We start from the raw sequence: 11411 nt of genomic DNA, 5'->3' as shown, positions 1-11411 counted from the left end.
GTGTTCGCCTACCGCGTCTCCGATCCCAGGGCCTACGGGGTGATCGAGTTCGACTCCGAGGGCCGGGCGCTCTCGCTCGAGGAGAAGCCGGCCACCCCGAAGTCGAACTTCGCGGTGCCCGGGTTGTACTTCTACGACAACGACGTCGTCGCCATCGCCCGCGGCCTGCGCCCGTCGGACCGCGGCGAATACGAGATCACCGACATCAACCGCACCTACCTCGAGGCCGGCCGGCTCCAGGTCGAGGTCCTGCCGCGCGGCACCGCCTGGCTCGACACCGGCACCTTCGACTCGCTGCTCGACGCCGGCAACTACGTCCGTACCATCGAACAACGCCAGGGCCTGAAGATCGGCGCCCCCGAGGAGGTCGCGTGGCGGCGCGGCTTCATCACCGACGACGACCTGCGCGCCCTGGCCGCGCCGCTGGTCAAATCCGGCTACGGCAGCTACCTGCTCGACCTGCTCGACCGGGAAGGACACTGACGGTGCACTACCGCGAACTGAAGATCCCCGGCGCCTACGAGATCACCCCCCGACAGTTCGGCGACGACCGCGGCGTCTTCTACGAGTGGTTCAAACAGCCCACCTTCACCGACGCCGCCGGACGCGCCCTCGACCTCGCCCAGGCCAACTGCTCGGTCTCCGCCGCCGGGGTGCTGCGCGGCATCCACTACGCCGACGTCCCCCCCGGGCAGGCCAAGTACGTCACCTGCCCGGCCGGCGCGGTGCTCGACGTCGTCGTCGACCTGCGCGTCGGCTCCCCCACCTTCGGGCAGTGGGACGCGGTGCTGCTCGACGACGTCGACCGCCGCGCGATCTTCCTTCTAGATCCGATTCTACTTTGCTAGCGCCGATTCAACCCTCTGCCCTGGTGAACCTGGTTCAAATAACAACACATCACGAACCCAAGGCGGTCTTAAAATCCCGAGATCCGATACGAGCCTGCGGGTTGAGACGCTGACCTTCCAAACCGCCAGAGTGGAACCCATTCGCACAACCGCTTACCTCAAGTCTGCACAGCCTGATCGTAGCCAGCAAGAACGCAATCAGCACCCACAGCCACGGTCGCCCAAACGCATTATTGAACTGCATCACTCCAGGTAGGAGCGCTAGTGCAACCCACGGCCCCCATACAGTAGGGACGCCGAAACCTGCCCCCACTCGCCGTGGCAAATACCACGAGACCATCCACGCCCATACCAAGAAAAATACCAAGCCTCCGACGCCGAACTTCCAGTAGAAATCAAACGACAGGACATTACTCGTCGTCGGAACCACTCGATTACGCACCACGTCGAACACTTTCACAAACTCAGAGCCAAACGGAGAGAAATCACCACCGTTCGCAAGCCTGATTGCAAAGATATCCAACTGGCGCGTATCAAGGGACGTTATCTGACGAACCCTCTGCCCCGCACTCACCGATCTGTAAACGAAAAGTCCGGAGAACACGCTGAAGCCAGCAACGAGTGCGAGCGCAGCAGGTTTTGCCCAACGCCTGAGGGCCGGAATTGATACTAGTGCCAAGCTCACAGCAATCACCAACGCCGACCGAGTGAAGATTGCCAGAACCAACGCAGCGAGCAAGACAGAGCACCATCGCAGTCCCATCGCCACCGCGCCAGCGAGAATCAGCACCGAAAAAAGTGCCACCCAGGTCGGCTCATTGAATAGCAGTACCGGACGCGGCAGACCAAAAAGTCGGACCCCCATGCTGGCGCTACGCGCCGGAAAAAGGGCCACCTGGATCAGACACCCCAGGGCTAGCGCAACTGTCACCACACGAACGACCGTCCTGAGCTGAGAAGACGAAAGCGAGCAAAACAACCCATACGCCAGCAGGAACAGCGCGCCATTCGCAAAGAGCTGAAGGAAATACCCCGTACGGCTACCCGAACCGAACAACATAACCGCCGGCATACCAACTGCCACGCCGACTACCAGCAACAAGAAGACGGAACCAAACAGCGGCCGAGCACCGCGAGTCCCCATAACAATCATCGGGAACATTATGAAGCACAAGATGTGAGCAAAATAGAACGAATACCCGCCATATCCAATGACCACTCGTTCAGTCGTACTTCCCACAACGAGAAGAACGCATAATGTCACATTCAGGCCACTTACAGGACTGGCACGAGAGAAATCTCCATTAGACGACCTGGCCCAATCTAACGTTCTGGTAGTCATCGTCATGAGTTCACCTGCCCGCCGACTCAGATCTACGTCCTAAACTGCGAGTCGGGTACACACTCGAATCAAGGTTTTGAACGAGGAAATCTTCCGGGTCTCCGAAAGAGCTCGGATATTTCCACACTGAATCGCCATTCATTCCCACGCGTAAGGATTCAAGCTTCTGCAGGTCACCGACCACTTCAACCGAATTTCCCGCAATCAGCCCAGCTAAGCCAGGGTGAAATCTCATTGTGAAGACGGTTCCGCACTCCATCAATCGCCGAAACGGCTCTGTGCAGCTTCTCCATCCGCCATTAAACCTCAAGGCTTCAGTGTCACCGCCCATGTCCGCGTAAACAGAAGCCAAGTCCTTCAGGACCGCACCGTCACTCCAATGAAACTCGAACAGTTCTAACCTCAGGCCATTGCGGCTCCAATCCACCATCCGAACCGCAATAGCACGAAGGTCCTCCTGCCGAAGCGTCTCCTGCGAGTCTCTAGCACGCTCAAAACTCGGCCACCGATACCTATCCAGTAGCACGATGCCAACGGTTCTTGGACGGCGCTTACAAGCCGGTGCCATATGATAAAAGAGACTACTGGCGGGGTCACGTACAAGGACGGCATCTATGCCATTAGCCGCCAGCACATCCACACTCTTCTGATCGCGCACAGAAATCCCTCTTGCCATCGAAAGCGCCTTACAAACTCCTCGGGAAACCCACCTATCCGAATAAAGTACAGGCGACACGCCGATACCGTGCACCAGAACGGTGTAGCCCAGGATCCTTGCTATGAGAAGCTTGCCGCAATATTCCAACACCAACCGATGAACATTGACATCGTCCATCTTTCCCTCAAGCAACCCTCCGCCCCCCAGGATCGCCACATCGAGACTCGATCCAGCACGCGGAATCGATCTCCAGGTCTCGATCAACCCCGCGAACCCGTCACCGCAGAAGTGCATTTGAGCTCCAGGAACGTCCGCCTCAAGGAGGTCAAAATCAGGCCTCCTACCGATCACTCTCACGGAGTCAAAATTCAGCGCACGAGCAGACTCGACAATACTCACAGCAACAATATCGTCGCCAAAGTTCGAATTTCCATATGCACCAATCAGCACCAGCGATCGCCGCGGTGCAGGGGTATCTGCACTAGATTTGCCCGAGCCCGTTCGGCGTTTACTAATCATGAAGGCGCCAGGCCTGGTCCGGGAAAGGGCGATGCAAAACAGCGCCAATGAAAAAACACGGATTTTACGCACGATGTCAGTGACGAGTGAGGACATCGAATACTCCGTCCAGCAGTGAAAGAAGATTGTTCTCCTCAAGCCGAAGTGGGGTAAATTGACCACTCCATGAATACTCCTCCATCCGCGCAATCAAACCATGAACTGCATTCTGGTCTGGGACGCTCCCAACGGCCTTCGTGATAGATTCCGAAATAAGTCTAGGATCACGAACATCCATTGTAATGCCATAGCCGCCGTAGAAGGGGCTTCCGTAGCACACAACAGGCTTTCCTAACTTGAGAGCTTCGAATCCAAGCGTCGAGGCAAGCGTGAATACCACATCACAGCCATTGATCGCATCCACATAGCTTGTTTGCGGATTCAGGAATCCGATGTTCGGAATATCTCTGATCTCTCGCAATAACAGTTGATGGTGCGCCTCAAGGTGATGAGGATGGGGCTTTATCCAGAGCCGATAGCCCGGCGGCAGTGTCGAAGCGACGTACTTCAAGAGGTGCACCTGAGGCACGGCATGTCGTTCGCGAACGGCAACCTGAAAGTCTCGCTCGTCGTGCATCGGATATAGCACATTCACGCCATCCGCCTCTCCAAAAGTCGCCGGCGAAGGAATACGCGACAGAATGGCGGACTTTACACCGCTTATCGACTTGCGCTCATACCAAGTTCGCGGGTAAATTCCTGCATCGCGAATCTTAGTTTCGTAAAGACGAACAAGGGCGTCCCATTTCGAGTCCTGTAGATGGCTTCTGAACGTAGCCCGCGAGACCGCCGCTGCTCGACTCACCCTCGAAGCGCTGCCCGACGGCTTGTAGCCGACCTCCCCCGGATGTGGAACAAAGGGCGCCGACATCGAAGGGAGTAGCACGAAGCGCTCGTCAAGCGGAATAGCGTTAAAGTACAGTGAAACGCAATTGAAGTGCCTACCTAGGGCTTCGAACACAACTCGAGTCGTCTCACCTCCAACGGCAGAGACAATCACGTTCGGACCCCAACTCCGGAAGATGAATTCGCCCGTTGAAATTATTCGAAGTACGTGACGTCGCTTCGCAGCGGCCGTCGCGAAGTGCCAGTCCCGGTCAAAATCCGCCGCCATGCCAGGGTCCGGAAATCCGAGTTGAACCGCGAGCGAAGTATCGAATTGCGAGGTCGAAATATCCTTTGACATCGCGTGAATCGAATCAACGCCACATCCAGATAGCCTGGGAAGCCACGTCACAACGCGACATTCATACCCCTCTTCCCGCATACGTTCAGCCAAAAATCGATAGCCCTGAACTTCCGTTTCACCAACGGCGACAAACAACACCTTACGCTGTTGGACCATTTCACTTTCCTCCCCATGAGGCTCGGGACGACGCCCCCATGCGCAATGCGCGAGGGGCGCCATTATGTACTGGCACCGAACGACCTTCCCGCCGGGACGTGAACCACTGTTGCGAAGCCGCTATCACGAGATAGGATGTCGTTTGAACCAATGCATAGACGATCGTTTCGCTCGGCCGTGATATCGCAATGAACATAGCTGCTATTGCAGTTACTGCAATAAACTGCGTCGAGAGCGCTCCTAACGTGCCGACCGCCAATGATCGTTGACGCCAAGAGGAAAGATATAGCCGCGCGATTGCCCCGAGTAAGAGCACCAGCGATATTTCGATGGAGAACGAATATCCGTCATTAGCGAACTCACCCAATACCGTCGGCAATAGAATCAGCGCCGGAATAGACACTGCGAGTAGACTTGCGGTTGACCATAGGAATGGACCGAGCGGGCGGGTGGCGCCATCCAATAGACGGTTTGCAGAGAAAGTAATAACAGTGACCGCAACTGTAAAAGCAGACTCGATAACCGTCGATGATATTGAGAACTCCGCCATGGCAGTTTCGCCGAGATTGAGGCCCAGCAAATATCGCACCACAAAAACTAGGAGCCACGGCCCTACCAATGTTGGAATCGTTCTAATCCCGTCTAAAAACAACCGCCGAGGGCGCCCATACACTGGAGGCAGTGAATTCACACGAGCGTCTGGTCCGGTTCGGTCCGAAAGCCGCCAAGCTCCGGCCATGACGAGACCTGCCGATAGGAAACATCCCGCAGCCCAAGAAATCAATATTGCCGGCACGCTGGACCAGTTCATAAGATAAGGAATGCACATCGTCCATGTCAGGGCCGAGTTCACCCAAAGCAAGGATGCAGCTGCGGTCGCACGGTACCCAGCCCCGAGTAGGAGCTGGGAGGAAAATATCGCGCACCCGATTCCGTGGCAGACAATTGCTACCGCAAATGCCGAGATTGCCAGTTCCGTACTTGATTTCACGAACGGGCGGAGGACTGCGTACAATCCCACAACGGTCGGCAAGAAGGTGAGACCGCACGCCGTCAATCCTCGGATTATTCCAAAGTGGATATACTGTGTGCCGCTGTTTCTAACGATCTTCTGTAGATGAAGCGGAATGCCAAGGATGACCACCATTGGAAGCAGGCTTGAGACGGTCGTCAGCAGGTTAAGCAGCCCGTACTGTTCGGGTTCCAGCAGCCTGACCATCATGACAAACCGCACGGCAGTGAGCACCGCTAGGATCGACGCACTTCCCACGGACACAAGCAGCGGCCGCTTCCCTGTCTCCATACTGAGAACCCAGGGGGGCGCGACTAGGCGAGATGTCGCCATCACCCGAATACCAGGATTTTCGCGAGGTGGTCGCGCTCCCTCAGTCTTCACGTCGAGTCCCTCCAATCTGCAACGACGGGGTTACGAAGGCTGACTGAAGAGTTGCCCCATGGAAGATGACTCAGAGTGGATCCCGGCTGCCATGAGTAGATCACCGAGCTCCCGGAGAGCCCCGTGGCCACCTCGCTTCTTGAGGACGTGGCGTGCAACCCGCACGACGTCCGGCGCGGCGTCCGCCACGGCAATCGGCCACCCTACGTAGTTCATACACGCCAGATCGTTCACATCATTTCCGACATATGCGACCTTCTGTGGAGGAATCCCCAGCGCACTAATCCACTCGATAACGGCCGGTAGTTTGTTGTCGACGCCCTGGCGTACGTCTACTCTCAACTTTTCCGCTCGTCGGGAGACCACGGGATTTCTTTCCTTGGACAGGATGAGAATCGGTAGGCCGGCGTCGCGCAACATACTGATACCCATTCCATCGGACCGACTGACCTTCACATGTTCGCGGCCGTCCTCGCAGACGTACGCGGTGTCGTCAGTATGGACCCCATCGAAGTCGGTAACCAGCGCCGCTATCCCGGACAGATCGCCGATACTGCTGGCGTCCAGGTGAGCAAGGGATTCGGCAATCCTAAGGTCCACTTCCGTATCAATCTCAATTGCCGTCCACTCCGGAACCTCAAAGCCGACCGTTCTATCCATGAATCGCTGCCGACGCCTTCGAAATTTCTCCGTCCTCATTACGTAGAACGCTCCGGTCTCGGCGTATTCAATTCCGAGATCCTGTCGACGCTTCCTTGGACCTCCGATATGGTTTACGCCGACAAGTGCGCCATCGTGTTCCCTCCAAATAAAGCGGTGAGATTCCGCGACTGATAGCACCGTATCTGCACCGTGCTCATGCAGCCTACCGATCGCGTCGTCAAGGTCATTCGCTCGAATGAACGGACTAGTGCACTGTACAAACACGGTCGTAGAGGGCAACAGGCAATTGCGCTGTTCTAACTCGTCCAACGCATGGAGGAGCGCTGCCTCTGAACTTGCAATGTCCGATGCCAGTTCTTGAGGACGCATGATGACGGTTGCACCTGATTGACGCGACACCGAGGCGATCTCTTCGTCATCAGTTGAGACAACTACAAGCTCGATGCTTGCTGTTGCATTACAGACGTCGACTGCACGGGCTACAAGTTCACGCCCGCCGATTCGACGAAGGTTCTTTCTTAGAATCCCTTTTGACCCGCCGCGAGCGGGGATGATGGCCACCGCCGATCCCGTAGCGATGGTGTGTCCATCCGAAATTCCGCCCATATCAACGCCTCGCTGCGTGGATGCCTGAAGTGGAGGCTGCGATCGCCGAGGCCAGTGTGGCTTCGTACGAGGCACATACCTGCTCCCAGCCAAAGGACTCCGCTGCTCGCCGTTGAGCTGCCTCGCCGTACGCTTCTTGGCGTACGTTGTTCTTCAGTAGGTTGAGGACCGCCGAGGCGATGTCGCTCGGGTTTGGGGAGCAAAATTCGCCTGCAGCGCCGAGCACATGCCTATTGAAGGGGGTGTCCCGCGCGACGATCGGCGCACCACACGCCATAGCCTGAACGAGTGCTGGATTCGTTCCACCTACGCTGTGGCCATGGAAGTAAGCCCCCGCGTTTCTCCATAACGAGAAGAGCCTCAGATCATCACTGACATGGCCCATCCAGCGAACTCGCGGGTTCGTGTCGACAAGGGCTTGAACCTCATCCTCGATCGCCCCGCCATACCCTGAGGACCCAACGATCACGACGTCATAATTGCGACTGATCTCACGCGCTGCCTCAAGGAACTCAGGCACCGTATTCTCCGGAACGAATCGTGCGACGAGCAGAGCATACGCACCTCTTTCAAGGCCGTCGACCGGACCGAGATCACCTACTACGTCGCCTCCGTACGGTATGTAAGTGCCACTTCGGCCAAAGTCGCGCTCCCAGCGTCGCTGAATTTCAGGCGAGTCGTAGACAAGGTGATCGGCAAACTTGGCGGTCATCGTCGCGCCAATCCGAAATATAGACTTTGCCGCGGCCCCCCACTTGGCTCGCTCCCACTCGATTCCATCCACATTGAGCACAGATGGGATATTCGCGGCTTTCAGCATCGGAAGCCAATAACCGTTGGCTACATTCATGATTAGCGCAACATCGGGTTTCCTAGCGAGTGCTGATGCGGTCGACGAGAGGCCATATGTCAGCGTACTGAGGGACTTGGTCTCGATGCCCCAGGTATTAAGTACATTCACTCGTGGATCCCGCTCAGAGGCCTTGGTGGCCGCCGCGGCCGCTCGTCCGTACACAGTCACCGACCATCCACTGCCGGCTAGGTAGGGAGCCAATCGCCGTACCAACGTTTCGAAGCCACCGTAATAACTTGGGTATCCTCTTGTCCCGATGATTGCGACGGAACGGGTCACCATTTTCTCCTAGCGAGTATTGAAAATACGGTTATTATCGGAACGGACGTGGCTGGGCGAGCGAAGAAGGTCCACAATCGGGCGCCAGCTATCATCGACAGCCTTCACGTACGCCGCATGTGTTTGCGTATCGTGGTGGTTAGCTACAGCAGCTATCGTATGCGGCCAGGAATCGCTATTATTGACGAGACCCGGATAGTCTGCCCCTAGCAGTCTTGTCAAGAACTCCGTTCTTTCACCGACTACAGAAACTCCGCGTTCTACTGCCCGTACCGCGATGCCACTCTGCCAGTATTTCCGATACGGTATGACAACCACGTCACTGTCGTCCAGGGCACGGTCGAGATCGTCTTCACTCACAAAGCGATCGGTAACGCGCCAACCGTCAATATGAGGCCATCCACGTCCAATGATCTGGAGATCGTATTCCTCGGGCGAAAGAGTCTCGGCAATTTCGCGCAAAACGTCGACATTCCGCGAGGGTTTGAATTGTCCCAGCACGGAGACCACGCCCCGACGACCGGGCAATATTTCCCTCGCTGGCGGTGATGTACTCAGGACCGGGTGCAGTGCTATGCGAGGTCTAGTCCCTATAACCTGCACCGCCGCATTTGCGGCGCTTTCCGTGTGGCAGAGCCATTCGACGCGCATTGACCGTTTAGCGACAGCATTCCAGAATCGTCCGGTTAGGAATTGCCGGCGTATCGGGACCGGGTCGTGCGATATCTCAAGAATCCTAGATCGACTCCGTGACCATAACGACCCATCGAGCCATCCGAACGCTGGCCATATCACGATAGTGGGTAGATCCGAACGTGAGATCTCCCGCGCCTGTCGGATATGCGACAATCCACGTACGACTATGCTCCGAGAAGAGTCAATTGGAACCCGACTGTCGACCTGCGTAACCTCGACCTGAAGCCTCGCCAGAGTGTCGGATAGTTCGGAGGCGTAGTGCGCCAGCGTCGTCGGTAGGCAATTGAAAACGCGAACCTTCATGGCGCTAGCCTGGTGGGTCATCTTCACTCCGACCGGTCGTGCCACCTTCAGACTGCGAAGGAGCTTTCGTTAACTGGGGTCCACTTGAGTTTCTTTCGGGTGGCGATCTCCACGTCCAGCAGTTCCTCCTCCTTGTAACGAAGCGAGGCCGAGACGTGCTTCAGATCCCGTTTTAGGCGCCGGAGCCCGTCGGGTTCAAGGGAAGCCGAGTGGTCTGTTCCCTTGGCGGTGCGGTCTAGGGTGAAATGGCGCTCAACGGTGGTCGCCCCAAGGGTCATGGCCGCAACATCGGCGGCTATTCCAAGGTGATGGCCAGAGAAGCCGACACCGGACAGCTCGGATCCGTACGTATCCTTTAGGCGCTTGACCTCCATCAGCGCGAGCTGATCAAAGGGAACCGGATATCCGGAAGTACACGCATACAACACGACATCGTCGATGCGGCCTTTCGCTCGCAAGAAGTCAACGATCCGTTCTTCCTCCTCCCTCGTGGTCATACCAAGAGAAATGTGGATTTTTCCGCCGTATTCATCAATCAGCACAGAAAGGACGTCAAAGTTGAGGTTGGTCGCGGACGGAACCTTTATGAATTCGGGGTTGATACTTGCAACCTGCTTCGCCGACGGGACATCCCACACTGAAGTCGAGTAAACGACGCCTTCCTTCCTGCAGTGTTCAGCCAATTCAACGTGCTGTTCTATCGTGAATTCGAGAAACTCTCGGTGGGCACCATATGTCTCGCCGAAGCTGTGCATCGGATTCGGATGCGGCGCGTTGTACTCTTCCTCGGAGAAAAGAACCTTGTTGTCTCGCTTTTGAAATTTGACGGCATCAATCTCGCAGAAGTTTGCCGCGACGGAGATCATCTTCTTTGCGATCTCCAGGTCACCGGCATGATTGCAGCCGATTTCGGCAATGACGAATGGCACAATCGGATTTTGAGACACGACTACCTCCTGGCAGGTGTGGACATGCGCCCAGGTTATTGGAACGCGAACTGATTAATGTAGGTTGCGGCAGCGCTTGTTGTGGTATTCCACTTGATTCCGCATCGGCAAGTTGATCGATCGATGAGGACTCAGTAGGCGCCCTCACCGGCAATAACTGCCTTCACTGTCTTCGCGATTATCAATATATCGCTAACCATCGACCAGTTCTCGACATATGACAGGTCCAGGCGAACCGATTCGTCCCACGAAAGGTCCGAACGCCCACTCACCTGCCATAGCCCTGTCACGCCCGGCCTCACCAAAAGGCGCCGGCGTATCATGCCATCGTAGTTCTCAACCTCTCTACGCAGCGGAGGCCGAGGACCTACGACACTCATTTCCCGACGTACAACGTTGATGAATTGGGGGAGTTCGTCAATGCTATACCGGCGAATAAATCTGCCAACGCGCGTGATTCGCGGATCCTCCCGCATCTTGAAGAGAAGTCCGGCACCCTCGTTCTGCTTTATAAGAGCCGTTACTTGCTGGTCGGCGTCCATGACCATGGAGCGGAACTTGATCATGCCGAAGGGCTGACCGTCCAGACCAATACGTTCGGAACGGTAGAACACCGGTCCCTTGCTGTCCAACTTGATTGCCACGGCAACAACTGCGAAGACGGGAGCTAGCAAGAGGAGCGCAATGGTTGCGAAGATCAGATCAAATGCGCGCTTTCCGCTCCGCTTGGCGCCGTGGTAACTCGGCTTCTCCACGTGTATGAGGGGCAAGCCAGCAACGGGACGCATTTCCATGCGTGGGCCGGCCACGTCGACGACGCCGGTGGCAACCACGAGATCCGCCTCGTAGGGTTCGAGGTCCCAGACCAAGTCGCGGATTCCCTCGTGTCCGAGCGTTTCGGTTGCCGTCACGACGAC

At 56.5% G+C, this 11411-nt stretch carries 10 protein-coding genes and 1 pseudogene; 2 read left to right on the top strand and 9 right to left on the bottom strand.

All coding sequences use genetic code 11. The features are described 5' to 3' along the window. Positions 1 to 483, top strand: a 483-nt coding sequence (locus tag AIIKEEIJ_RS07330; protein WP_274386505.1) for a sugar nucleotidyltransferase, incomplete at its 5' end; no start/stop codon positions are given. 2 nt (positions 484 to 485) lie between these two features. After that, positions 486 to 824: pseudogene (locus AIIKEEIJ_RS07325) on the top strand (dTDP-4-dehydrorhamnose 3,5-epimerase family protein); the annotation flags it as partial. 73 nt (positions 825 to 897) lie between these two features. Here AIIKEEIJ_RS07325 and AIIKEEIJ_RS07320 read toward each other — a convergent pair. From AIIKEEIJ_RS07320 to AIIKEEIJ_RS07280, 9 genes are all read right to left on the bottom strand, one after another. Further along, entirely contained in the window at positions 898 to 2067 is a 1170-nt protein-coding gene (locus AIIKEEIJ_RS07320) for a hypothetical protein (protein ID WP_161995318.1), read from the bottom strand. Positions 2068 to 2200: 133 nt separating this feature from the next. Then, entirely contained in the window at positions 2201 to 3463 is a 1263-nt protein-coding gene (locus tag AIIKEEIJ_RS07315; protein WP_161995317.1) for a polysaccharide pyruvyl transferase family protein, read from the bottom strand. Continuing rightward, complete coding sequence (locus tag AIIKEEIJ_RS07310) at positions 3444 to 4751, bottom strand: capsular polysaccharide export protein, LipB/KpsS family (protein WP_161995316.1); 1308 nt, start codon at positions 4749 to 4751, stop codon at positions 3444 to 3446. The genes AIIKEEIJ_RS07315 and AIIKEEIJ_RS07310 overlap by 20 nt, the downstream gene beginning before the upstream one ends. Position 4752: 1 nt before the next feature. Next, on the bottom strand, positions 4753 to 5340 hold the full coding sequence (locus AIIKEEIJ_RS07305; RefSeq protein ID WP_161995315.1) for a hypothetical protein: 588 nt from the start codon (positions 5338 to 5340) through the stop codon (positions 4753 to 4755). 837 nt (positions 5341 to 6177) lie between these two features. Then, a complete protein-coding gene (locus AIIKEEIJ_RS07300; protein ID WP_202916700.1) occupies positions 6178 to 7371 on the bottom strand; it encodes an acylneuraminate cytidylyltransferase in 1194 nt (397 codons plus the stop codon). Between the two features lie 46 nt (positions 7372 to 7417). Continuing rightward, positions 7418 to 8551, bottom strand: coding sequence for a glycosyltransferase (locus tag AIIKEEIJ_RS07295; RefSeq protein ID WP_161995313.1), 1134 nt, complete (start codon positions 8549 to 8551; stop codon positions 7418 to 7420). A 6-nt stretch (positions 8552 to 8557) separates the two neighbouring features. After that, positions 8558 to 9058: a glycosyltransferase gene (locus AIIKEEIJ_RS07290; RefSeq protein WP_161995312.1), complete on the bottom strand. Its 501-nt coding sequence runs from the start codon at positions 9056 to 9058 to the stop codon at positions 8558 to 8560. A gap of 536 nt (positions 9059 to 9594) precedes the next feature. Next, on the bottom strand, positions 9595 to 10494 hold the full coding sequence (locus AIIKEEIJ_RS07285) for an N-acetylneuraminate synthase family protein (protein WP_202916699.1): 900 nt from the start codon (positions 10492 to 10494) through the stop codon (positions 9595 to 9597). A gap of 131 nt (positions 10495 to 10625) precedes the next feature. Beyond that, a partial coding sequence (locus tag AIIKEEIJ_RS07280) for an exopolysaccharide biosynthesis polyprenyl glycosylphosphotransferase (RefSeq protein ID WP_161995311.1) occupies positions 10626 to 11411 on the bottom strand: 786 nt, incomplete at its 5' end.

The sequence above is a fragment of the Rhodococcus sp. YH1 genome (genome assembly GCF_009939605.1).
Lineage (GTDB): Bacteria > Actinomycetota > Actinomycetes > Mycobacteriales > Mycobacteriaceae > Rhodococcus > Rhodococcus aetherivorans.
Note: the sequence above shows the minus strand (reverse complement) of the source record. Positions and strands in the feature narration are given on the sequence as shown.

What these genes read in the sequence shown, in the direction of transcription:
- AIIKEEIJ_RS07315 (WP_161995317.1), bottom strand. Translation starts at nt 3,463, where the DNA reads ATGTCCTCACTCGTCACTGACATCGTGCGTAAAATCCGTGTTTTTTCA.
- AIIKEEIJ_RS07310 (WP_161995316.1), bottom strand. Translation starts at nt 4,751, where the DNA reads ATGGTCCAACAGCGTAAGGTGTTGTTTGTCGCCGTTGGTGAAACGGAA.
- AIIKEEIJ_RS07295 (WP_161995313.1), bottom strand. Translation starts at nt 8,551, where the DNA reads ATGGTGACCCGTTCCGTCGCAATCATCGGGACAAGAGGATACCCAAGT.